General features: G+C 42.6%; 19 protein-coding genes. 9 read left to right on the forward strand and 10 right to left on the reverse strand.

Annotated elements, in window-relative coordinates:
- Positions 1-82 precede the first annotated feature (82 nt).
- Positions 83-316 (reverse strand): DUF3389 domain-containing protein, encoded by a 234-nt coding sequence (locus tag AB6E51_RS11795; RefSeq protein WP_017064605.1) that lies wholly within the window; start codon positions 314-316, stop codon positions 83-85.
- 95 nt (positions 317-411) lie between these two features.
- On the reverse strand, positions 412-837 hold the full coding sequence (locus AB6E51_RS11800) for a hotdog fold thioesterase (protein ID WP_017060067.1): 426 nt from the start codon (positions 835-837) through the stop codon (positions 412-414).
- Between the two features lie 139 nt (positions 838-976).
- On the opposite strand from AB6E51_RS11800, the gene AB6E51_RS11805 reads away from it, so the two are divergent.
- Complete coding sequence (locus tag AB6E51_RS11805; RefSeq protein WP_017060066.1) at positions 977-1,765, forward strand: M48 family metallopeptidase; 789 nt, start codon at positions 977-979, stop codon at positions 1,763-1,765.
- A gap of 137 nt (positions 1,766-1,902) precedes the next feature.
- Here the strand turns inward: AB6E51_RS11805 and AB6E51_RS11810 are convergent, their stop codons facing one another.
- The gene (locus AB6E51_RS11810) at positions 1,903-2,985 is read right to left on the reverse strand and encodes a site-2 protease family protein (RefSeq protein WP_372058313.1); all 1,083 of its coding nucleotides are present in this window, start codon (positions 2,983-2,985) and stop codon (positions 1,903-1,905) included.
- A gap of 358 nt (positions 2,986-3,343) precedes the next feature.
- Between AB6E51_RS11810 and AB6E51_RS11815 the strand changes: the two genes are divergently transcribed.
- The 3 genes from AB6E51_RS11815 to AB6E51_RS11825 all read left to right on the forward strand — a co-directional run bounded on the left by AB6E51_RS11815 (position 3,344) and on the right by AB6E51_RS11825 (position 7,972).
- Positions 3,344-4,597: an outer membrane protein transport protein gene (locus AB6E51_RS11815; RefSeq protein ID WP_372058312.1), complete on the forward strand. Its 1,254-nt coding sequence runs from the start codon at positions 3,344-3,346 to the stop codon at positions 4,595-4,597.
- Positions 4,598-4,615: 18 nt separating this feature from the next.
- Entirely contained in the window at positions 4,616-7,150 is a 2,535-nt protein-coding gene (locus tag AB6E51_RS11820) for a VolA/Pla-1 family phospholipase (protein WP_372058311.1), read from the forward strand.
- Between the two features lie 264 nt (positions 7,151-7,414).
- On the forward strand, positions 7,415-7,972 hold the full coding sequence (locus AB6E51_RS11825; protein WP_017060062.1) for a PhnA domain-containing protein: 558 nt from the start codon (positions 7,415-7,417) through the stop codon (positions 7,970-7,972).
- Between the two features lie 83 nt (positions 7,973-8,055).
- Here AB6E51_RS11825 and AB6E51_RS11830 read toward each other — a convergent pair whose 3' ends face one another.
- The 7 genes from AB6E51_RS11830 to aspT form a co-directional block, all read right to left on the reverse strand.
- Positions 8,056-9,207, reverse strand: a complete 1,152-nt coding sequence (locus AB6E51_RS11830) for a BamA/TamA family outer membrane protein (protein ID WP_372058310.1) — start codon at positions 9,205-9,207, stop codon at positions 8,056-8,058.
- A 260-nt stretch (positions 9,208-9,467) separates the two neighbouring features.
- A complete protein-coding gene (locus tag AB6E51_RS11835) occupies positions 9,468-10,373 on the reverse strand; it encodes a LysR family transcriptional regulator (protein ID WP_372058309.1) in 906 nt (301 codons plus the stop codon).
- Between the two features lie 158 nt (positions 10,374-10,531).
- Positions 10,532-10,957 (reverse strand): hypothetical protein, encoded by a 426-nt coding sequence (locus tag AB6E51_RS11840; RefSeq protein WP_017060059.1) that lies wholly within the window; start codon positions 10,955-10,957, stop codon positions 10,532-10,534.
- A 17-nt stretch (positions 10,958-10,974) separates the two neighbouring features.
- Positions 10,975-12,147: a patatin-like phospholipase family protein gene (locus AB6E51_RS11845; RefSeq protein ID WP_372058307.1), complete on the reverse strand. Its 1,173-nt coding sequence runs from the start codon at positions 12,145-12,147 to the stop codon at positions 10,975-10,977.
- A gap of 213 nt (positions 12,148-12,360) precedes the next feature.
- Positions 12,361-13,218 carry a pyridoxal kinase PdxY gene (pdxY, locus tag AB6E51_RS11850; RefSeq protein ID WP_017060057.1) on the reverse strand — a complete coding sequence of 286 codons (858 nt, stop codon included), beginning with the start codon at positions 13,216-13,218 and terminating at the stop codon, positions 12,361-12,363.
- 206 nt (positions 13,219-13,424) lie between these two features.
- Entirely contained in the window at positions 13,425-15,023 is a 1,599-nt protein-coding gene (locus tag AB6E51_RS11855; RefSeq protein WP_372058306.1) for a bifunctional aspartate transaminase/aspartate 4-decarboxylase, read from the reverse strand.
- A gap of 151 nt (positions 15,024-15,174) precedes the next feature.
- Complete coding sequence (aspT, locus tag AB6E51_RS11860; protein WP_372058304.1) at positions 15,175-16,890, reverse strand: aspartate-alanine antiporter; 1,716 nt, start codon at positions 16,888-16,890, stop codon at positions 15,175-15,177.
- A gap of 471 nt (positions 16,891-17,361) precedes the next feature.
- Between aspT and AB6E51_RS11865 the strand changes: the two genes are divergently transcribed.
- From AB6E51_RS11865 to AB6E51_RS11885, 5 genes are all read left to right on the forward strand, one after another.
- A complete protein-coding gene (locus AB6E51_RS11865; RefSeq protein WP_017059802.1) occupies positions 17,362-17,574 on the forward strand; it encodes a DUF1656 domain-containing protein in 213 nt (70 codons plus the stop codon).
- Positions 17,575-17,584: 10 nt separating this feature from the next.
- Entirely contained in the window at positions 17,585-18,451 is an 867-nt protein-coding gene (locus tag AB6E51_RS11870; RefSeq protein ID WP_017059803.1) for an HlyD family secretion protein, read from the forward strand.
- Between the two features lie 9 nt (positions 18,452-18,460).
- Positions 18,461-19,816: an FUSC family protein gene (locus AB6E51_RS11875; protein ID WP_372058303.1), complete on the forward strand. Its 1,356-nt coding sequence runs from the start codon at positions 18,461-18,463 to the stop codon at positions 19,814-19,816.
- A 326-nt stretch (positions 19,817-20,142) separates the two neighbouring features.
- Positions 20,143-21,801: a hypothetical protein gene (locus AB6E51_RS11880; protein WP_372058302.1), complete on the forward strand. Its 1,659-nt coding sequence runs from the start codon at positions 20,143-20,145 to the stop codon at positions 21,799-21,801.
- Positions 21,802-22,019: 218 nt separating this feature from the next.
- Complete coding sequence (locus AB6E51_RS11885) at positions 22,020-24,299, forward strand: carboxylesterase family protein (RefSeq protein WP_372058300.1); 2,280 nt, start codon at positions 22,020-22,022, stop codon at positions 24,297-24,299.
- Positions 24,300-24,318 lie beyond the last annotated feature (19 nt).

The following is a 24,318-nucleotide window of genomic DNA, read 5'->3' on the forward strand; positions in this document are numbered from 1 at the left end:
ACACAATTTTATTGTGAATTATGAGTACGACATCCTAAGATGTTATTCAATCTTAAGGGTTAAGTGCCTTTACCGTAAAGGATTACATTACATCGCAGCCAATTTCATTAGCGATTTCACGGAGCTGCTGTTCATCGTCTAATTTTATCGACCATTTACACTCAGAACCGTTAGCTGAAATAACATTTGCCCCTTTTCCGATCAATTGAATTGCATCAACTTGGGCTTGCAGCGTGACTCTATGCTCCCCATCTAAACGAACAACCAATTCATGTGCGGTTGCGATGACTTTTCCACTTTTAAACGTTATGACCATGGGCTTCTCGGGTTACTTCTTTAAATACTGATTGCTTGTTCTAAGTACTGATTACTTCTTCTAAAGACAAAACCAGCGTACGACTGCCTAGTCTGTTATCGCTTATGTTTCTTAACGGCAATGGTTAAACGGCTGGTACAAACTAAGCGTTGACGATCATCAGTGATATTGATCTGCCATACTTGAGTAGAGACGCCCAAGTGAATAGGCTCAGCAGTACCAATGACATGCCCTTCACGCATTGACCTTACGTGGTTCGCATTGATATCGAGCCCAACGCAATAATAGCCTTCTGGTACGCAGAAGTTTGCAGCCAATGAGCCAAGCGTTTCTGCTAGCACAACCGATGCGCCGCCATGAAGCATACCCAGTGGTTGGTGCGTAAAGTGACAAACCGGCATGGTTGCTACCAAAGAATTGTCATTTACTTCGGTGTAAACAATGTTGAGGTGTTCAATTAAGGTATTTTTTGAGGTCGCGTTGAAGGTATCTAGGTCAACGGGCTTTTTCCAAATACTCATATAGGTTCCTTAATTATTGATCTTGTTATCGCGTGCATAGCTTTTTTCTATATTACCGCTGTTAGTTATCTTACAGCCCTTAGCTATTACGCAAGTTGATGTTAACATGCATAAAAACCGAATACACAGAGGATATTGTATGACGTCATGGATGAAGTTTGCCTCGCTTCTCACACTTGCAGGCCTAACCGCGTGTAGCGCTTCTCCGACAGGCAGAAACCAATTGCTGCTTTTTTCAGATAAAGACATGTCTCAGCTTGGAGCACAGTCTTTTGAACAAATGAAAAAAGAACAACCCATCAGCAAAGATGCCAAAACTAACGCTTATGTACAGTGCGTAGCGAACAGCATCACTCAATATATTCCTAAACAAGGTTTTAGTGAATGGGAAGTTGTTGTGTTTGATAGTGATCAAGTGAACGCATTCGCCCTACCTGGCGGAAAAATCGGTGTATACACAGGGTTACTCAAGGTTGCAGTCAATCAAGACCAACTCGCGACGGTTATCGGTCACGAAGTGGCACACGTTTTAGCGGACCACAGTAATGAGCGCCTTTCTCAGTCTCAAATCGCTAATACGGGCTTATCTATTACTAACGTTGCGTTAGGTGCATCAGAATACAAACAGTATCAAGGTATGACGATGGCCGCGTTAGGGTTAGGCGTTCAATATGGCGTTATTCTACCGTATGGGCGAACTCAAGAGTCTGAAGCCGATGTTGTTGGTTTAGAGTATATGGCTCAAGCAGGTTTCGATCCAAACCAAAGTGTCAACTTGTGGCAAAACATGGCGAAAGCATCAGGGGGTAATCAACCGCCAGAGTTGCTTTCTACGCACCCTTCCCACAGTACGCGTATTAAAGATCTACAAGCAACGATAAAAACGCTTCCTCAATCAGGTTCACCAAGACCAAATTGCAAAGCGTAATCTAAGTAAGAATCGCCTAGCTGGTGTAAATACAAAAATGCCCTATCCATATTGGTTAGGGCATTTTCAGTTTCTTGCTTGCTAACAGTTCAAGTGCACTAAGCAGCTGGATAATTCCAACAACAGAAACTCACTCGTTAAGTACCAAGAATTTGTAATGGTAGGCTTAATAGCTGATCACCAGTAGATGCAAAATACCAGATAACACCAATCAAACTGCTCACTAAACCTACATACCAAACGAACGACACGACTTGCCCGTATTTGTCTAACGGTAACAAGTGACTGTGATGACGTCCTTTCCATTCAAACAGTATTTCAACACTGCCCATGATCAATAAGAAACCAAACAGGGTTAAATTCAACTGATAACTCAATACCACACCAGCAACGGCAGCCGCGACACAAAGTACAATGCCAAGTACGCTGTTCATCGAGAAACTGATACTTTTAAGAACATGTCCGCCATCGAGAGGCAAAATCGGCAATAGATTGAACAGGTTTAATAGAGCATTAAATACTGCAAGGCCGGCAAAGAACATTTCGCCAGTCGCCCAATACAGCACCATAAATACTAACGACAATATCAGGCCGAACAATGGCCCCATGATTGAGATAACCACATCTTGCCAACGCGTATTAATCTTTTCATCGGATAACGCCAAGCCACCAAGAAATGGTATCAAATAGATCCCTTTGGTTTTCATGCCGAAGTATTTCATCGCTCTAATATGACCGTACTCATGGAACATTAAACAGGCGATTAAGGCCAAAGCGAACTGAATTGAAAACAACCATGAATAGGCCGCTAAACTCGCAGAAGCAAGTACGACCTTGATTAGCTTGGCGCTTTTAAGCGCTTTCATACCAAGCGACACCAACCCAATTAAGCTAAAACGCTTCTCTGGTTTAGGAGCGACAACAGGAGTTTGTTGTTCAATATCTTTGGTGTTTCGATTGCCTTCGGTAATGGTTTGCCCATTCACCGACGCTTTATACGTCATCTCAAACGGTTGCCACTGAACGGTCGATTTAACGTGACACTGCAACGTTTCTTCGCCAGCGCGTAGTGTAAATTCGTGTTTTCGGGCGTCTTCTTGGTCTGTGGTCGCATCTAATTGAGATACCAAAGTGTTATCCCAATACAACTGTTGCCACCCTGCCATTGATCCTTCTAAACGAAGCGGTTTTCCAAGAAACTCTATCGCGAGTAATTCCAAACTTAAAATTCCAATTTAATGACTTCTAACGAGTGTCGATATTATGCCGATTTAGCGAATGGTGGTAAACAGAAACAAAGTTGTTACATATTGAGCTATTGAACACTATTTATACCGCAACGATGCATAAACACTCTGGTCACACCTCCAACCACGAATAAATTATTGATTATACTTATATTATCGATGTTAAAGTGCCGCCCCTTTAAAACATAACCTCACAAAATAACAACTCTTTCTTTGACTTTATATAAAACATGAATTTAACATGCCATTTACATTGGAGCTTCAACACCAAAAATGCTCAGTGTGTTTTCAAACCATAATAACGAAATTCGATGCCCTAGGAGGGTCAAGGATGAAAACAATACAACGCTCTCTCGTTTCACTTTCAGTACTATTTGCATGTAACTCACTTGCGGCTGGTTTCCAAGTTGCTGAGCATTCTGCCTCAGGTCTTGGTCGCGCATTCTCAGGTGAAGGCGCTGTAGCCGATAACGCGAGTGTACTAGCGAGAAACCCCGCCGCAATGACCCTATTTGATACAGCCCAATTTTCAGGCGCGGTTTCTATCGTTGATCCAGAGGTTAACGTCACTCAAACCAAAATTAATGATAGCGATTTCAATCAGAAGTCTTCTGACGTAGCCCCTTTACAAATAGTCCCTGCCGCTTACTACATTAGCCCTATCAACGATAAATGGGCTTGGGGGATTGGCATGTTCACTACATATGGCGTTGCTACTGATTATCCCGATGATATTTATGCAGGTGATTTAGCCGGTGACACATCTTTGGTGTCCGTAAACCTAAATCCAAACATTGCGTACAGAGTTAACGATAGCTTTAGTGTTGGAGCTGGCGTCAATTTTGTTTATGCAGAAGCTGAACTCAACAGACATAAAGGCAGCCTTCCTGTTGGTGGTTCATCAAGCGACAAATTGATATCGATGACTGGTGAGACATTTGCTTTTGGTTGGAACGTGGGTGCGTTATATGAACTAAACGAGTACAACCGTTTTGGCTTTGGTTACCGATCGTCTGTTGAACTCGATTTTGATGACGGTGAGTTCACTGACTATGTAGGTTTAAAAATGGCTAATGACCAGCCAGGAAAAACAACAGGGCGGCTAGAAATTGAGCTACCAGACATCTTCGAACTATCTGCTTTCCACCAACTAAATGATGCTTGGGCCGTACACTACGGTTGGCAGTTAACTAAGTGGAGTAAGTTCAAAGAGTTAAAAGCGACGAGTCCTGATTGTAAAAATAATGAATGTTTCTTAAAGACAGAACATTACGAAGACAACCAAAGATGGTCTGTAGGTGCTACTTACACGGTTAACCAAAACTGGACTTTACGTGCAGGTTTGGCATATGACGAACAAGCAGGTGAAGCAACGTTAAGTATCCCAGACAGCGATCGGATGTGGTATTCAGCGGGTTTAACTTACGCAGTTTCTGAAAACATGACTGTCGATGCTGCATTTGCTCTCGTGCAAAGTAAAAGTGGTTCATTCACAGAAACTGATGCTGCCGATGACAAGTTAACATTTGATGCTGAAGGCGATGCTTACCTTTCTGCGATCCAACTAAACTATACCTTCAACTAACCGTACGGGAATAATTACATGAACAATAAATTTTCTTTTTCTCTCGTATGCTCGGCATTACTAATTGCTGGATGTGGTGATAATAGTGAAAGCTCAGGATCTATCTATTCTGATGCTATCGAACAATCCTTGGAACGAAGCTCAAAAGTCAGCTTTACGCTCTTAGGCCCAGAAGCAGATATTCCTCTGCCGTCTTTTTTTCTATTCGATACCAACGATCACACGTTAAACATTCCGTTAGATGCAAATTCAACGGGGCTCTTGAATGATCCAAAAGTAGCCATGGGGGAAGCTGATGGTTGGAGTACTATCATGCCGTTCACTATCAATGTGAATCTTCCAAGTGATAGGACGCTGAAGAATGATGTCGTGATGATGGGTACGACACCGTTTAGCGCGCACCTAAATGCCGGTGTAAAAGTTGCTAAAGTGGATGTTGACCTGAGCACTGGTGTAATGTCTAACTTTACTGCGCTAACTGCTGGCGTTGACTACTTAGTGGCATCTAGTGATTTTAAGACCATACAAGTGTTGCCTCTTAAAGGTTTAGATCCTAGCTCTGACTACATCTATGCATTAACTGACTCAATTGTTGATAGCGCAGATGAACCACTTGGAACATCAAGCTCTTACGCATCTTTAAAAACGACAGATATTGACCAAGCAGGCTCGCTCGATTTACCACAGAAAATCATCCATCAAGTTGAAGCGTTGTTCGCTGGCTATGGTTCTGTATCAAGCTCAGATGAAATCATATACTCATCTTGGTTTACCACCGCCTCGGCAGGTAACGTTATGCAAAATACTAAAAACGCGTTAGCACTAGGGTATGAATCAACCCAATCTCAGATTTGGCAAGGCAGCGCCAACCCGAACAATATTGATGCAGATATGCTCAATAGCCTTTATGAGATAGAAATAGACAGTGCAAGCCCGATCCCAAACACTATGCCATTTGATACCGCGTTAAGCGTTGACCCGTATGCAATGGCTGCTCTGGGGACGGCAGGTATTGATGCGCTCACAACCAACTACGCAGGTTTCAAGTTAGCAACAGGAAGCGAGATCACGGTATATCGTGCCAAGGTGAAATTGCCTTATTTTCTATCAAATGATACGGCGAATAGTGGTTGGAAAACTCAGCCTTGGCGCAGTAGCATGCCAAGTGTACTCAAGATACTAAAGGTTCTATCATCGGGTTCAGATGCGGATAAAGGTGAGATTGCACGACAACTATTTGAGTTAGGTATCTCAGATCCAGCTAATCAATTATTGGACCCAAACTACCAAAAAAACCTAATTGGTGCCGAACTCACCTTAGCGAATGGCTCACAGTTAGACCAGGAACGAATTTTAACCAAATACAGCCCAGTACCACAGATTCGCTCTGTTGAAAGCGTTGATGTTATTATGTTTATTCCTTCTGGTGTCCTTGTCGGTAACAGCCTGCCAGTACTTCAATACCAGCACGGTATTACCAGTTTAAAAGAGACCAGTTACGCTTTCGCGTTGCAGCATATTGCGGGCGCAATCCAAACCGGCCAGCAACCTTATGCCATTGTTGCGATTGATCAACCGCTACATGGTCAGCGAGGTCTTGGACAAAATGGAGAAGTCGTGACTACGCCAAACACACCGACTGTGTACATGAACCTTGAGTACTTACCGGTTGCCCGTGACAATATTAGACAAAGTGCGATTGATGGCATTGGTTTGAGACTTGCGCTCAATAACGGTACTGGTGCACCATTTAGCTCTTTAGATACGAGCAACGTCTCTTTGATGGGGCATTCTATTGGTGGCATTACTGGCATTAGCTCTTCAGCGGTAGCCAACACCAAAATTGATGCGAAATTCGGCATCACGGTTGATGACGAACTTGCTTATAAAGCGACAACGCTAGCGAATCCAGGCGGTGGTATCGGTCAATTCTTACTTGAATCTGGCTCATTTTCCGGCACAATAAAGCATACGGTAATAGGTACTCAAGTCACCGCCTATCAAGACTATTATGCGGTCAATTGTTATAACAAAACGCCGGCAGTTGACGGTGGTGATTGCTTTGATGATTTCTATGAAACGCTCAGTGACTCGAACGCAAGTAATGAACAAAAGCAAACAAAAGCCGTGATTGATGCAACGCTCACGTCATTCACTTATGCGGCGCAAACCGTGTTAGACAATGTTGACCCGATTAACATAGCGACGCTTATGTCTGGCCCTGTACTTGGCATACAAGCAGAAGGTGATGAAACAATACCTAATACGACTCGACTGCCTACAGCTGGCACGCAAGCTCTGTTTAGCAAACTTGAGTTAAAGAACAGTGTTAATCATTCTACAGGCCAATTATTGGCATCTTATTTTGCTCGCACTTCATTTGCTGAGCATAGTACTGTGATTGCACCACAAAAATCTCACCTACCTGCAGAAGACGACAGTGCCGCGCATGAAGAAATGGTATCACAAATTGTGCAATTCAATCTCACACAAGGTAATGCGACGGGTAGCTTGGTCGTTAACCCTGCACTGCTTGATGCAACGATTGATTAGCAACAAGTAACTAATGATTAAAAGGTAAATAGCCCAGATCATTAAGCCAAGTTATAACTTATTCATGCCAGCCTAACCGCTGGCATTTTTGTATCTGCCGTTCGAACAGTTCCCCTAGTTAACCGTTTGCATAAAACTTTAAAACACAAATGGTTGATCTCAGCTAAAATTAATCAAGACAGAATACCGTACGACCTCTTTCTTTATTGTAAATAAAGTGGATAATAGCCCCGTAATTTAATACCTAATAAATGTGAGTCCATTATGTCTTCTGAAGCTACTATGCTAGAACGCTGCCAATCTAAATGTGAACTATGTGGTTCTGATTCTTCTCTTACTGCATACGCAGTGCCGCCACACAGCCACGTAACAGTGGATCACGGCATCATGGTATGTGACAAATGTCTTGGTGAGATTGACGATCCTAAAGATATCAACCACTGGCGTTGTCTGACTGACAGCATGTGGAGCCAGGAAGCGCCAGTTCAAGTAACGGCATGGCGTCAACTTACTCGTCTGAACACAGAAAGCTGGGCTCAGGACGCGCTAGACATGATGTACCTTGAAGAAGAAACATCAGTTTGGGCACAAATCGGCATGTCTGCTGATGACAAGCCTCTTGATGTGAATGGCGTTGAACTTAAGAAAGGTGACGACGTAACAGTAATCAAAGACCTGCCAATCAAAGGTACTAACCAAGTGATTAAGCAAGGTACTGTTATTCGTGGTATCAGCGTTGGTGACGATCCTAAGCTTGTTTCTGGTAAAACAAACGGCGGTCAATCAATGTACGTAATCGCTGAGTTCTGCCGTAAGAAGTAATCTTACTGTAAGAAAGTGATAGAAAACGAAAAGGCGCTAATTAGCGCCTTTTTTCTTGGAAAAATTTAACCTATTCCGTTGTTCTAGAAACCACTGCCTACGTTAAAGTAGATAGCGCGTTCTTCATGGCTTTGCGCATAATCCATCCCAAGATGCAAACCGTAACGTCTCGCGATTTGGTATCGAAAGCCGACACCTCCGGCATTGACGGTACTGTCGTGGCTTATGCCGTTATCTTGCTTTGCAACCCCTGAACCGTAAAACCCAGACACCTTCCAACGATGAGTGATGCTATACGTCAATTGGCCTTGGATTGTTTCAATCTCATCTCCTTGGTACCGATAAGATGACACCCCGCGTAACGACACGTACGGTTTCGCTGTGGGTGATACAAGCAGGTCTTGCTGTTCGAAGCTTTGATAATTTGCAGCCAAGCCTAACGTCCATTTATTGGTAATTGGGATATAGGCTTCGCCATCTATGTTCAAATTTCGGTAATTGTAATCACTGCCAATCGCATCGTCGTACACCATGTAATCTGCAGACAATTTGTAACCTTTGGTTGGATAAAATAAATTATCTCTTGTGTCATATTCAGCCTCCAACCCTAAACCAGAAGTAACCGATTCGTTACCCAAAATTCGGTCTAAAACCATGTTATCAAATTCAATCTCAGACTTAGCTAACAACTGCTTTATTCCCAACATCCAAGGCGTATGCCCAATCCGGAACTGCACCTTTTGTGAAAGTACGGCTACCGAAGTTGACGTGCCTATTCTAAGGTCATGATCTATGGGGCCCCAGTTGATTGATGTGTACAAATCCAAATTCGCAACACCAAAGCCGCCGCCTCCTGTGTAACGAATGGAATCATTCATCCAAGATCGTCTATGGCCACCAAATACAAACCAAGTTTCGTTCTCTGTCCCTACTGCGCCCACTACTGACATTGCTGAGGGTACTAACTGCGCACCACCATCTATGGCAGAAAGAGCAGCTTGCTTTCTTTGTCGCTTTTCCTCATCCGTCTCATGTAAAAACAAACCAGCCACACCGCCGCCGTACCCCACCGCAGGCTCGGTAATCAAAATTGGGATAGGCAAAAAGCCATGTGCGTTTTCCGCAAGGTGATGCCCCATATCAAATTGACCATCAACAGGATCATAAAACGATGCGAAAGAAGATGTTGTAAATAAAAAGCAGGAAAGAAGAACAATGCCGCCGCAGCGAGTCATAAAATTTGCCTCATAAAAAAGACCGGGTGACGAAACCCGGCCGAAAGTTTGCTTCCTTGCAATAAACATAGAAATTAAACACTTATTGCCAATAAAGGGGTCCTTAATCGACAAGGTTAGAATAGGTCAAACTGTGGTATTGCCCTACTCTCATATGGAGGATCTAGCCCTACAAAATCAAATCATTCTAAAGATGACAAATACGAAAAAGGCTCATATAAATGAGCCTCTGTGAACAAGTAAACTGTGTTATTGGTTCATTAATCTCGCTTTAGCAATCGCTCTACGTTTTCTTTGATAACTGATAATACTGATGACTTAACTTCGCTAATTTGTTTAGAATGAGGGCACCATAGTGCAAAGCCAAATTTAAATCCTTGTTCCATTTCAGACGATTGTATAGGTTCGATGTCGTAATGCGAAAATTCAGAATGAGCGAACGTTTTTGGTAGAAGTGCCCATCCTAGACCTGCTTCAACCATTTTGATAACTAGCGCTAATTGGTCGACTTCTTCATTGTCAGAACTAACGGTTATTTTTTCGGACATTCCTTCTTCAATGAAGGATTTTAAGACAAACTGCTTCGCATTTCTTAGCGCTAAAAGTACATCTTCTTTTGCCAAAGATGAAAACTCACCATTTTTTTGAACGAAAGGAAAAAATTCTATATGGCCTAAAAAGGTGGCATCAAAACTGTGTATTCCACGACTGTCATGCACGTTGACCAATCCAAAATGATACTCACCGCTCTGAAGGCCTTGCTTAATGTCTTTTTTATTTCGTACAAGAAAATTCACTCGCATCATCGGGAAATCACGACGCAACTTCTTTCGAATATCCACAAGGATTTGATGAGGTATCACACTTGAATAAGCAAAAGTAATGTTTTCCAAACCGCCATAAGACAAGCTCAAGGCTACCTTGTCGAAAGTGCGTGCCTGTTCAATCGTTTGCTTAGCGTAGTGGTAAAGAAGATGACCATCTTCTGTCGGCTTTACAGAGCGTCCAACCCTTTCAAATAGGCTTACCGCGAGTTGGTCTTCAAGGTTAGTTATAACCTGCCCGATTGTCGTTCTGTGCTTGTTAAGCTTGACTGCTGCCTTGCTGAAAGAGAGTTGGTCATAAACGGTAACGAACGCGAGAAGTTGTTCAATGCTGAAATTCATGTTGTTGTGCTTACTTTTAATCGTTATGTATTTAAATTATCACAGGTTGGCGAAATATCTACTTTGTCAGAATAATATTAGTGAAAATAATTCGTCAATTTGAAACAAAAAAACCTACTTAAGATAGTAGGTTTTATCGTTGATGTAAAACGAATAACTTAAATGTATTCGATAACTCGAGCTAGATAGTTAAAGTCCCCAGAATCACCGTGGTAATTACGGTAAACATCGACACTGAAATATCTAGGTTGGTCCACTTGAATATGCTCAGCAATTCGCTGCTCGATGGATTCTAGAGTTTCACCTGTTTGCGAGTAAATGTATTTCTTGGTGGTCTTTTGAAGCTGGCGTTCTTTAGCTTCTTTGTGTGTGACGTAATTGTTCACGTCAACCCACTGACCAATGTAGTCAATCTCCACGTAGTCTGAATTTTCTTCAACCATGAACAACGCCGCTTCTTGTTGAACGTCGGCCAGTTGTAGCATGTCGTTATCGACTTTTTGCTGTTCCATTGAGGTCACATTTTGTGCCATGGCAGCGCTAGACGTTGCCATGATAAGTAGCGCTAAAGCTGTTTTATTCATTTTACGATATCCCTAAATTAAGGTAATTCTGTTACCCAAGGTTTGCCCTGAGTTGCTTTGTGATAACCATATTCGTATATGGTTAATAAATAGTGTTCATCAAACATGTCTTTGGTTCGTTTGGCGTAACCAAAGTCGTGCTCGATGTAAGTAAATTGCATATCAATGTTGTTGATTTTACAGATGTATTTCATTCGATATAAATCACCACGTGTTTGAGCAAGAGTCAGGCTTGATACGCTCTTTGCTACTAAATCTAGACCCTTATCTCTCAGCGAGTGGTATGGCGCTTTCAGTGCTCCATTTCGAATAACATCGAGCTGTGGTGGTTTTTCTAACCCAAGAGCATCTGAGATCTGCTGATAGTCGAAGTTAGATGGATTGAAAAATACTTGAGCGGCTAAACCACCATCGACGTGAAGTTCTTCATAACTTTTACCTTCGTACTTCACATTGATAAACTGCGGTGGGAAGACTCCAGGAATAGAAGCACTTGCTGCTAAAACCTTATATATAAGTTCAGACTTATCTGGCATGTCACTATTTGCAATTGCGCCCACATTCCAAATGACAAGCTCTCCAGAATCAAAGTGTGTGCTACCAATAAACAAACGCTTACCGTTGCGGTGTCGCGCAGCAATTTGCTCGATCATCGGTTCAGGGAACGCCTGAGCGATAAATTGATTCAAGTTTTTACCGTCAGTAAAAGCATCTTTAAACACGGTGTTTAAAAAGTTCTTTTTGCCGAGCACTGATTTGTCATTGATGTTTAACATCACCTCCTTCATCTTCGGAAATGCATCTCCGCCGATGAATACAAATGGTGCTATTAGCGCTCCTGCACTGATGCCAGTAACTATTGAGTAGTCTTTCAATTGGCCAGATTCTTCCAGCCCTATCAAAATACCGGCTCCAAAGGCTCCGTTCGCGCCGCCTCCTGACAAAGCTAAGATATTTAGTTGCTCACCTGACACTTTAATTGGCGTTGTTTGATCGATTGGAGAGTATAAGAAGTCTGGGTTCTCACTCGCCCACATACGCAATGGCTCTTTTACTGATATCGCTTCTTCTACAACCACTTCTTTGTAATTGTCTTTGTGTACGCGTACATCCAACGTGTGGGGTGAGCTACATGCCACTACAAGTAATGACAAAGCAACGGTAAAACCCGAGGAAATTAGACGGTTCATAATTAGGCTCATTTAGTGTTCTCTAAAATGATTCAGAAACTCTGTTTAATCAAAAGAACAGCTATAAACAGAGAAGTTAATAAATAGGGATAAAGTGAAGTCCGTCTCTTTCTGGGAGTAATATAGCTAGGTTTAGTCTTAGCTCGTAATCTCGTTTGTAGGATGCGACCCATCGAATAGGTACACCCTCCACCACTATCGGAGTTAAACGCTCTACCCGATTTTGACCACGTTGAAATCGTGGGTAGGCTCTACAAATTCATATTGTGCATTGATTGTTTGTAGCTCCCAAGTGCCATAGCTTTTAGTTAGCTCCAACACACCATAGACCGCGTTATTTGCATGTCGGAATGCAGCTACGGGAGACATTCTCTTTATTAACCCTGCGGTAAACAGGCCAGAGATAAGGTCACCGACACCAACCGGTTGTTGAGCAAATTCAATGTTCGGTCGTTGGGCTAAATAACATGCCTTTTTCGTTGCTAAAATCATACTGAACGCGTCATCGGGTAATGAGTGAAGATGCTTCACGAGCACCATCTTTGGACCAAGCTCCAATGCTTTCTTACATGCTGTAACCGCGTCATAAAGGGAGAGGATTTTAATGCCGGTCAATTCACTTAGTTCAAATTGGTTTGGCACTATAACATCGGCAATAGGAAGCAAGTGTTTAGTAATGGCGGTTCTAACGCCATCCTCAACGATACAACCTTTATCTGGGTCACCCATTACAGGGTCACAAACATAGAGTGCACTGTGGTTCTTTTCTTTAACTAAATTAACCGACTCGGCAACCGCTTTACATTGGTCTGCGCTTCCCTGATAACCCGATAGGATCGCACCACAGTCTTTCAGTACGTTGATGTTGTCTAAGCCTCGAATCAAGTTTCGAATATCATCTGAGCCGAATGTTTGCCCGGTCCAACCTTGTTGATATTGAGTGTGATTAGAGAACTGAACAGTGTGGATTGGCCACACATCGAGTCCCATTCTTTGGATTGGAAAAACCGCAGAACTGTTTCCTGCATGCCCGTAAACCACGTGAGATTGAATAGAAATAATGCTTTTCATGCGTCGCTCTTTCAGTTTGAAATGGATTTGAATACTTGGATAAGACGACTAAATAAACACAACGGAACATCAAGATAGGAAGTTTTATCGATCTAACCACTGTGCTTATTTGGTCGGAATAGCCTCGACATCGCCGAGGCTTATTCTTAATGAGTTGGACGCCATCGGCTTTAAATCATGTATTTGATTCTAAGCCAGACTTGAACTTATGCGTCTTGAAACTCAGCGAAGTGCTCGTCCAATACCTTGCGAGTTGCGCGGCCAATCAGTTCGTACTCATGGTGAGTCAGGTTAGCCAGAGATACGCGAACCGACGCATGTACAGTATCGAAGCCATTTCCTGGTAGTAAAATAACACCAGTTTCGTGAGCTAGATGGAATAAGAAATCTTTACCTTTACCGCTTGCTTTGAACCATTCAACGAACTCTTGACCGTATAGTTTGCCACCTAGAGTGTCTAACTCTAGTAGTGTGTAGTAGTCCACACGATCTTTGTTCTCTTCAACTTCTAGCCCCATGTTGGTGTATAGAGTTGTATAGCGCTCACGAATGATGCGCTTGCATGCTGCTTTGTAGCTACCTTCAGAATCCATTAGGCAAGTTAGAGCAAACATCGCCATTTGCACTTGTTGCGGTAGAGATAGACCGGCAGTGTGATTCAAGGCTACGCTACGGCTATCCGCAACGATGCGGTCGATGAACTTAATGTCACGTGGCTCTGGAGTCAGTGTTTTGTAACGGTCATCAAGTTGACACTGTTTTTCTTCGCTGAAAGAACTTAGTGCGTCATCAAATACGTTTTTGTGTTGGATACCAATGGTACCTAAACGCCAGCCTGTTGCGCCAAAGTACTTAGAGAACGAGTAAACACAAAGTGTGTTGTATGGTAGTTTTGCAAATAGAGAAACGAAGTCATCGGCAAATGTACCGTATACGTCATCAGTGATGATGAATAGGTCACTGCGTTGCTCATTCACAAAGTTTGTTAGGTTCTCTAGAGTCTCGTCAGAGAATTTCACTGATGCTGGATTAGCAGGGTTAACGACGCAAAGTAGTTTGATGTCTGTATCTGCCAGTTTCTCGATTTCAGACATTGGAAGCTGCCAAGTGGTCTCATCAAGACGCAGTTCAACGATCTCTAGTTCGTACTCAGAAAGCTCTGGGATTTCTAGGTAAGGGGTAAAGATTGGCGTAATTAGCGCCACTTTATCGCCTTTTTTCAATAGACCATTGTTGAACATCGTTTGGAATGTGTAGGTCATTGATGCCGTACCACCTTCCGTTGCGAACAAGTCAAAGTCCGTGGTCATTGGAACTGGGCCATACATCTCTTCTGCAATGTACTGCTTCACCACTTTCTCAATGTTAGTCAACATACGTGGTGGTACTGGGTAGTTACACGCTAGGTAAGCAAGAACGAGTTCGTTTAGGAACGCTTGTTTTTGGATGCCTAGACGATCTTTTGCGTAGCTTAGTGCGCGCTCGATGAACTGAACACCTTTGTCGTTTGAGTATTCTTTAGTAAACGTATCGAAACGCTCAACGATACCCACGCCATCAGGGATACCACCGAAATCACCACCGAGGTAAGCGTAGTTACGTTCCGCTTCCATTACTGCAAATTCACCCAAACGAATAAATGCTTTACGTGGCAATGTTGCTAAGAAGTTTGGATTACCACGACCTGCGTCTAGTAAAGCACGGTCTGGCACTGCTTGAGCAACTTCAATTAATTTGTCTTTTAATTCAAATGGGCTTAAATCAGCGAATTTTGAAAAGTCGATATTTGTATTTTGTGTAGTCATAATATTTACCTAATAATTTAATATTAAACACTTGTAATTAAATAAAGTGTTTTACTTAAGCGTGATTATTCAGGCCTACCCTATTTTTGATTGGGTAGGTCTGTTAATAAGTTGATGATTTTTTAAATCTATAATGAGTTGTAGGTTTTAATTACATACCCGCATTAACGGTAATAATGCCGACGATAATTGGGCCCCATAGAGTCAGTAACACGTTGGCTACGGCGTAAGTCACAGTAAAAGAGAATACTGGCGTTGCGTTGCCTGTTTTTTCCATCAATGCAGCGAACGCTGGGTTTGCACTTCGACCACCGGTTACACAACCTAAAGCTTCTACCGGATTCTTTATCTTCAATACAAAGTACGAGAAGAAGAATGAAATAATCTGTGGAATGATGGTTACTGCCATACCCAAGAACAGAAGTGACATGCCGTGTTCTTTGATGGTATCAACCGCTTGAGGGCCCGCTTGGAGGCCAACAATGCCTACAAATGCCGCTAGACCAAAGTCACGAATGAAGTTTGCTGCACCTACCGGGAACTGAGCCACATGTGGGTTTCGGCTACGTAACCAGCCAACAAGCAAGCCTGAGATCAAACAACCTGCACCAGAACCAATCGTTACGGGAATGCCTGCAATCTTGAAGCTGATTAAGCCAATAAGTAGACCCAGTACCATACCGAAACCCAGTACGATGAAATCAGTCATGGTTGCTGAACCCATACGCTTACCGATGTGCTTTTCAACTCGGTTGATGTCTTGTGCGGTGCCTGTTAATTGAATAACGTCGTTTTTCTGAACAATCAGATCATCAGTAATGGCGACTGAAGCACCAGCACGCATGTAGTCTGTAACATACACACCACGGAACGAACGTTGATTTGAGCTATCTTTGATCTCTCTTAGCGAACCACCAATCAGTTTGCGATTGTCAGCGATAAGTTGACGATTTTCTTCAATAACTTCATAGCTTTCCGGTAATGCGACTTCATTACTTTGCGCCTTGCTCTGTAGCTCATGAACCGCATTTCTACGGCCGGTAACCACAACAAGGTCGCCCGCTTTAAGTGCTGTGAACTTGTCTGCACTCAGCTCTTTTCCGTCGCGTTCAATAAGTTCGATACACGCAGCAAGTGATGATTGATTCAATTGCGCGAGTGTTTTTCCAACCAGTTTATCGTCGTGAGTGACTTTAAAAGCACGTGTCACTAGAGCTGTGACTGCGTTAAATTCGCCATCTGCCAAATCACGTTTACCGTTAGAATTTTTCTCCTCTAACGCAATTGCTTCAGAGCGAATGTCCCACTTCATCAACGTTGGGAATACCCAAGTCACCATCAAGATTGGACCTAATGAACCAAAGATGTATGTTACAGCGTAACCTACAGCAACGTTAGTTTGCATCAGATGTTTGGCTTCTTCAGACACACCACCCAAACGGGCGATCGCATCGCCTGCAGTACCAATGATCGCAGACTGAGTTAAACCACCGGCAGCTAGGCCCGCAGCAGTACCTCTATCTAAGTCAAACAACCACGCAGCGGCAAGTACACACAATAAGCCTGAAACCGTCATAACAACCGCAGACAACAGAATGTTGATGGTTCTAAAGTTAAGCGCTTTAAAGAATTGTGCGCCGCCTTGATAACCCACAGCATAAATAAAGAGCGCAAAGAAAATACTTTTTACGCCGGGATCAATCTGAACACCAAATTGCCCAATAATTACGCCCATTAATAATGTTCCGGCCACACCGCCTAAAACAAATCGGCCGATAGTAATTTTACCAACCATATAACCCAATGAGAGTGTAATAAATAGTGCGACAAATGGTGCCATGTCAAACAGATTAGAAATAATGTCCATGACAAATTTACTCTTGTTACTAAATATAAGGAGTAAATAATCTAACTAATAACTTAATAATGATATTTGTTGGATTATTCAAAATAAATAAAGCATCTCGTTGCTTCGAACCGAATATTAAGAACAAAAGGTTTTATTATGTAATCCCATTTGATGGATCAAATCATCACTTTAACTGTTCGCATAGTTTTTGAAGTGCAATTTACACCTTAAGTAATTGGTTTAAATATATTTATCTTAAACCGGCAAAAGTAGATGATTTTCGAAATCAATTTCAATTAAGTGTTTCCACTTCAAGAACGACAACCTACCTACCGTTGTTTTACTGGCTTACGGCTCTCAACAAAGAGGCAGTTGGCATAATCACCGAATAAAGTTGGATTTTGATGGGTACGATCCTCTATAAGCGATTATCACAATAAATCGAACTCCGTTATCGTTGCATTCATCAAACAAATAGAGAACAGAACCATGAATACCATGCCGCATGAGCTTGTGTGGGATGAAGTCTACTTCCCACCGCTGTTATTGGTTATCGCACTGGCTTACATACTGACAATGCTAACAGGGTCAATCGCGACACGGTTTGGCCTTCATAAGTACGTCGCCTTTCCTGCAATAGCAGAACTGAGCTTGATCGTGATTTTTACTGGCGCTATCGGCCATTTTATTACCATTTTTTGAGGCACTTACTGTGATCAAACGTTATCTCATCACACTTTTATTATTGGCCGCTGCGGGAACTGTGGTTTATAGCTATTACCAGTCGTACTCAAGTAACCCATGGACCAGAGACGGACAAGTCAGCGCTTATATCGTCTCGATTACACCTCGAGTCACGGGTCAAGTCATTGAAGTGCATGTCGAAGACAACTCGAAGGTAAAAAAAGGCGATCTTCTTTTTGAGATCGATCCGAGTATTTACAAGGCGACCTACAGAAAAGCACTTGCGACTCAAAAACAAGCATTTGCCCTACTCGCCAAAGCCAAAAACGAAGAGCAACGCGCGTTGAATTTAGAGAAAAGAACGCCCGGTGCCGTGCCCGTGCTGACACTAAACAACTTGAACAACGCGGTAGAAACCAGCGCCGCAAATGTCGAACTGGCAAAAGCGAACGTAGAAGAAGCACATCTCAACCTTGAGTACACCAAGGTATATGCGCCTACTAACGGCTATATCACCAATCTGAACCTACGTGTTGGCTCTCAAGTTGTCGCGAATTCACCTGTGGTTGCGCTAATTGATGAAGATAGCTTCTGGATTGAAGGTTATTTCAAAGAGACTGATTTAGTCGGTGTCGATGCTCAGGACACTGCTTATGTGACCTTAATGATGCACAACAATGTTCAGCTAGAAGGACATATCAAAAGTATTGGTTTTGGTATCGCGAAGCAAGACGGCAGCACAGGTAATGATTTATTGCCAAACGTGAATCCAAACTTCCAATGGATACGCCTAGCTCAACGCATCCCTATCAAAGTGAAGTTAGACAAAATACCAGAAGACGTACAACTGCGTGTTGGTATGACTGCCTCGATCAAAATAATCAAAAATAGCTAGGTGATTCTTATGTTCACTGCATCGACTAAAGACGCGATTAAAGTCGCACTCTCTATCGTTATCGCAATCTGCCTAGCGTTGTGGTTTGGTTGGGAAAAACCGTATTGGGCTGCGATAGCCGTCGCAGTGATGGCATTGAACGAGAGCTTCGCCCATTCAATAAACAAAGGCCATAACCGGTTAATGGGAACCTTGTTAGGGACCGGTTATGCCTTTTTCCTCATTGCGATGTTTTCACAAGATCGATTTTTGTTTCTAACATTTCTTACCGTGTTCTTAGGCACTTGTATTTTCATGTCTAGTGACGAGAAATACGGCTACATCTTTTCAATAGGATTTACCGTGTGTTCGATTGTTGCTTGTATGGGCGGGTTTGATAACCAAACCACCTTTCACTTTGCTGTACTTAGACTTCAAGAAACACTATTAGGTGTTGTTGTGTTCTCTATTGTGTATCGCATCGTGTGGCCTGTGAATACTGCACTCAACTTTGTACAACGTTTCGAAACCAGTAAACAAGCGTTGTTAGATGCGATGGAAAAAACAGACAACATCGACATTGCCGCACTTGAAAGCAACACCGCGAATATTGATAAGCTGTATCAACTTTTAGATCTGCCACTGACCGGAAGTTACCACCTTAAAGAGAACATCCAAACATGGCGCTTGCGTATCGATGAAATGGCACATATCCAAGATACATTACTCAAACAAAGTAACAGCGAATCAGACTTAGATATCCAATGGGCAGTTCTTACTCACAACTTGAAGACGTTCGATGTATTAACACCAGAACAATCTCTTGTTGAGGGTGAACTCAATGTCATAGGTGATCATAAAGACGTGTCTTGGCATCATGCACATCGCACGTTTGTTGAACATTTGAATGAAGATGGGCGCAAAGTACTGCAAGGCGTGTCGATGTTTATCACATCGCTGTTGATTTGGATTTATCTTCCAGTTCCAGGTGGTTTCATATTTCCTATGTTAGCCGGTGTATTCTCTTCTATGGTGCCGACCATGCCACCAAGCGTTATTAAGGACGCTTTTTATGGTGTGTTGGGTACAGGGTCGGTGGTTCTGTTGCAATACATCTTTGTGATGCCATTAATGACAGAACTATGGGAGCTGGGACTATTCTACTTCCTTAACATTATGGTGATATGGAAAGTGTTCGCGACACCTAAGCTCATGGTACACCGAATATTGGGTATTAACTTATTAGTTGTTCTCACATCTGGTGCGCTCAACCTCACACCTGTTTATGGAATTGAAACGCCACTTTTGATGCTCGTAAACATTTTGATTATTCTGATGATAGCGAAGTTGTTTACTGATCTATTTAGAGTGAGGGTAACTGCTTAGAACTAAATGCGCTTAACAACTCACAACAAAACGGTCTGCCAAGTATTTTTACTTCACAGGCCGTTTTTTTATCTATTGAAAATCATTATAAATCAATTGATTAACGCTAATTATTACTAAGTGAGGATAGCGTCCATCAAAAGCGATTAACGCGATCTGCCACCTCCTCTTAAAATCCTCTCATTGATTGACGCAATGCATTTTTAGTCGCGACATTCACACTAGCAATCCTAACGGATAAATACATAACAACTGAACACGACGTTCAGTATTACATCGACTGTTTGAGTCTCGAAGGTTTGAGGCCACTCAGCGTGGAAACCGTCATGAGTTTTTTTGAAATACGCACCAGCGCCTGTAAGACCCATACTCTTTCTGTGTTAGCGAGCGCCCTATTACTTACCACCCCCAATTTTGCGTCTGCGGCAGAAACCAAGACTTACAGCGAAGTTATGGAAAAAGGTCGAGCACTATTTGACAAATATGGCATCAGTCATGATTTACCAAAGCTAGCAATCAGTTCGCTCGTACAGGGCGAACACCTAGTTGAACACGCACATCGAACCATACAAATTGGCGATGAGGTTCGTGACTCAAGCGTCTATCTGATAAAAAACACAGACAGCAAAGGCAACATCGACCTGCGCATCAAATACAACCCGCAAGAGCTGGATGAAAACGAAAAACTGATCGATGAAATTGAAGAGTTTACGCGCACTGAGTATCGACTAAGAAATTATGCAGAAAGCTTCGATCCATCGTCAGTGAAAGTCAATGAAAAAGACAACGGCGACGTGACCATTAGCTTCAACTATTCGAAATACGGCTTACCACAAGACATCGCCTATTTCCGTTTCTTGAATGTTGATATTGAACTTGTAGGCGGCACACCAAAACGCATGGTAATCACCAACGACAAGCCATTTAATCTTGGTAAGTCAAAAGTCGATACCTATTACCAAGTGATTGATTTCCAAACGTTAGACTCTGGTAAAGTCGTTATTGAACGTAAGACAACTAACATCGAGGGTACGTCTAAAACGAAACCGATGACCATGAGCGCTGTAACTGAACCCGTCGCAATTTATGAAGACGACAACGGCGTTAATGTCCTGCATGAAGAGCGTCTAAAAGAAGTTTCAGATCCTCGTATGCAAGAAGCGAGTGTTAAGTTAGATCGAGTATTCCCTTTAATGGGTGACATGGTGCGTCGTCAAGGTATCGATTTGCCATTACCATTCGGTGTTTCAGTTGCTTATCGCAATCAAGACATGAACCTTCCTATGACCGATTACGTGATTGGCGGTGTGCGCTTGAATGACCTGTTCGACCCTGAAGATAGCGTTGCAACGGTTAAAGCAGAAAGTCTTTCAATACGTGGTGATGTGAATATTCTGCCGTTCTGGAATGTATTCGGATATGTAGGAAAGGTAAACGTTGACGCGAATGTTGATGCCTCTTACACCGGCGCTGCGGGAGAATATCTACAAGATAAACTCAATAACAAACTACCTGGTCTAGGTGACAAACTATGCGAGGGCGTATCAGCACTGTGTAACAGTGGGCGTTTAAATGTACCACTGCATCTCGAATATGACTTACGCGGTGCGGGTACAACACTATCTGTTGGTTACAAAGAGTTCTTTGCATCACTGACCGGCACCTATTCACAAACCCGTCTGAAAGGGATGGATGATTGGGGTGACGGCATTGTCACGATTCAGCCAATGTTGGGCTACCAATTAGTTGATTATCGCGCTCAATTCTTCGTTGGTGCTGAATACCAAGGTTTAGATTCACGTATGCAAGGTACTGTAAAGACAGATGATATTGAGTTTGATTACGACGTTGGTGTCGACATTAACCAGTGGGCATTTTTAACCGGAGTCAACAAACAGATTGGCAAGCATTACAACATGACCGTGTTGTACAACAAAGGTGAAACTCGTTCGGCTGTGACATTGAACCTTGGCTATCGCTTTTAGACTAAATCTAACCAAATTTCTGATGTGAACCTACGTTGTATTAGGTCGACATCATACAAATGAAAACGCGCCAACGTTGGTTATCCAGTAGATAACACACGAAGAAACACAACGTCAAATGCTCCAAAGACGGAGCCATCACCTTATGGATCTACAGGTTTGACGGTATCGATGCGCGGTTCGTTATTTTACCGAATTCTATTGTGGACACATTTTTTATGACTATTGCATATCGTTCTCTCATCGCACTCGCTATTGCGGCCGCTCTTGCTGGCTGTGACACAGACGTTGAACCAACGGTTCCTTTCCCTGATAAACCTGAACCTTTAATTCCAGCACCTTCAGAAACCTTTACCACTCAAATCGGCGATGTGATGATTACTGCGACCAAAGAAGAGCTGGTTGTTACATCTAATACCGAAGACGATAAACTGGCTTCTGTTGAGTCTTTTAAAGGCATTAAGTTTGCCGATGCAGAGCGTTTTGAACACAGCAATCCTGTCGATTTAACTGAACTGATCAATTCAGAAGGCATTGTTGAAGCAACGTCGTTTGGTGATGCTTGTCCTCAATTGAAGACCGTTTCACAGAACACATCTGAAGACTGTTTGAATCTGAACATTTGGCGTCCAGTAGGCGTAGATGCTGACGCAGAACTACCGGTTTATGTATTCATTCACGGTGGTGATTTCGAATACGGTTCTGGTGCAGAGCCGCTCATCCAAGGTGATACGGTTGTAGCGCAAGGCGCCGACGAGGGTAACCCGTTTATTTACGTGACATTTAACTATCGTCTAGGTCTACTGGGTTCAATGTGGGTTGACCATGAAATGGGCGGTAACTTTGGTATTGGTGACCAAAAGCGTGCGATGCAGTGGGTTAACAAGAATATTGATAAGTTTGGTGGTAGCACTGAAAACGTCACTTTGATGGGCCAAGGTTCAGGTGCGATGTCGGTTGGCATACTTCAACAAAACGATAGTAAAGAGCCAATCGCCGGTGAGGGTGGTTATTTCAAACGTTCAATCATGCAAAGTAACCCTTATGGTTTCGAGTACACAAGCTATAAATCGGCTGAAAAAAATAGCGTATCTATCTGTGAGGCGACGAAGTCAGCCAAAACTGAGCTTGCAGATAATTCTACAAAAGAGACGTTACAGGATATAATGAATGCTGTTCCAGCCCTAGAAGATATTTTAGCGCCTATCGTTGAGCTAATGCCAGATGAAATAGAAACCACGTTCTGCCTCGACGATTCCCTAGATGTGCAAAAGAAATTACTACTAAGTGAAATTTTAGATGCACAAGGGACAGTATTGTCAAACCCATTGAATAAGACTCTAAATTGGGTTTCGGAAAGTTTGTTAACATTAATGAATGGAAGTGTGTTTTTACCATCATCAACGATCAATGATACTCCAATGGCAAATTTGTTACCTTTCGCACCATATAATGAACATCGCAGAAAACCGCTGTGTATCAATGATTGTGAATTGGGATACCATTTTGTTTCACAACCAGCTCTGAATGACCTTTCAGTACCAACCGTCATTGGTAACAATGAAAAAGATGCGGACACGATGGCTATGCTGCCTAGTCTTACATTCTTAATTCCGACCATTTTGGAGCTATTAAAGGAAGATGTAGACAGCGGTACTTTTGAATCGCTAAGCGAAAACAATCAAGGTTTAGAACTCGCGGTATGGCTGCAACTTGATGGCAATAAGCAACGCATTATCGATATGGTGTCAGCAATGTCTGCTGAAGAAGTTCAAGCGCAGATTGAACTCGGTGATGTGCTGAATTTACTACCATCCACCGCATATGAAGCCGTGACCAAGCTATTTTTTGGCCTAGGTAACTCTGACATGAACAACGAATTACTGGAACTTGCAGACTACAAGCCTGAGTTGGAAAATGAACTGGGTGGTGCAACACAGAACATGACTGAGTTCAAAATGCTGATGAATGACATGCTATTCCAAGCGCCAGCACGTAACCAAGCGATTCGTTCAACTGAAAATGCAGACGTATACGCGCCAGTTTCAATGTACCATTTTGCGTTCAAGCCTAGCTTCAACGTTTGGACATACAATACTCAAGGTGAAGATGGCGATTTAGATATCGGTGACCTGCTAAAAACGTTTGCTTGTATCTCCGGTGCTTGTGGTGGTTCAGAACTGCCGTTTATTTTCAACAAACCGTATAAACTAGACGGTTCAGAAGTGAGCCTAAGTTCAAAAGACCAAGCTCTGATGAACGACATGTCTCGCCTATGGTTCAGCGACAATCTGTTTACAGACTATGAGTACAGCCAGCAACAAGATAACGTAATGTTCGTCGATGGTGATGGTCAAATCATCATTGAAGACAATTGGGACGCTCGATTCAACGGAGCTGCAGATGGCAATATGCTTAACGGCAGACTTCAAGGCTTAAATGATCTTGAACTTACCTTAAAATACATGCCTGATTACGAAATTCCTAATCAGAACTAACGCTTAATCATCAATCACT

It is taken from the genome of Vibrio sp. 10N.247.311.47 (genome assembly GCF_041467535.1).
In the GTDB taxonomy this organism is placed as follows: domain Bacteria; phylum Pseudomonadota; class Gammaproteobacteria; order Enterobacterales; family Vibrionaceae; genus Vibrio; species Vibrio crassostreae_C.

Coding starts and splice junctions, on each gene's coding strand:
- AB6E51_RS11795 (WP_017064605.1), bottom strand. CDS start 316: ATGGTCATAACGTTTAAAAGTGGAAAAGTCATCGCAACCGCACATGAA.
- AB6E51_RS11800 (WP_017060067.1), bottom strand. CDS start 837: ATGAGTATTTGGAAAAAGCCCGTTGACCTAGATACCTTCAACGCGACC.
- AB6E51_RS11805 (WP_017060066.1), top strand. CDS start 977: ATGACGTCATGGATGAAGTTTGCCTCGCTTCTCACACTTGCAGGCCTA.
- AB6E51_RS11815 (WP_372058312.1), top strand. CDS start 3,344: ATGAAAACAATACAACGCTCTCTCGTTTCACTTTCAGTACTATTTGCA.
- AB6E51_RS11820 (WP_372058311.1), top strand. CDS start 4,616: ATGAACAATAAATTTTCTTTTTCTCTCGTATGCTCGGCATTACTAATT.
- AB6E51_RS11825 (WP_017060062.1), top strand. CDS start 7,415: ATGTCTTCTGAAGCTACTATGCTAGAACGCTGCCAATCTAAATGTGAA.
- AB6E51_RS11830 (WP_372058310.1), bottom strand. CDS start 9,207: ATGACTCGCTGCGGCGGCATTGTTCTTCTTTCCTGCTTTTTATTTACA.
- AB6E51_RS11835 (WP_372058309.1), bottom strand. CDS start 10,373: ATGAATTTCAGCATTGAACAACTTCTCGCGTTCGTTACCGTTTATGAC.
- AB6E51_RS11840 (WP_017060059.1), bottom strand. CDS start 10,957: ATGAATAAAACAGCTTTAGCGCTACTTATCATGGCAACGTCTAGCGCT.
- AB6E51_RS11845 (WP_372058307.1), bottom strand. CDS start 12,147: ATGAACCGTCTAATTTCCTCGGGTTTTACCGTTGCTTTGTCATTACTT.
- pdxY (WP_017060057.1), bottom strand. CDS start 13,218: ATGAAAAGCATTATTTCTATTCAATCTCACGTGGTTTACGGGCATGCA.
- AB6E51_RS11855 (WP_372058306.1), bottom strand. CDS start 15,023: ATGACTACACAAAATACAAATATCGACTTTTCAAAATTCGCTGATTTA.
- aspT (WP_372058304.1), bottom strand. CDS start 16,890: ATGGACATTATTTCTAATCTGTTTGACATGGCACCATTTGTCGCACTA.
- AB6E51_RS11865 (WP_017059802.1), top strand. CDS start 17,362: ATGAATACCATGCCGCATGAGCTTGTGTGGGATGAAGTCTACTTCCCA.
- AB6E51_RS11875 (WP_372058303.1), top strand. CDS start 18,461: ATGTTCACTGCATCGACTAAAGACGCGATTAAAGTCGCACTCTCTATC.
- AB6E51_RS11880 (WP_372058302.1), top strand. CDS start 20,143: ATGAGTTTTTTTGAAATACGCACCAGCGCCTGTAAGACCCATACTCTT.
- AB6E51_RS11885 (WP_372058300.1), top strand. CDS start 22,020: ATGACTATTGCATATCGTTCTCTCATCGCACTCGCTATTGCGGCCGCT.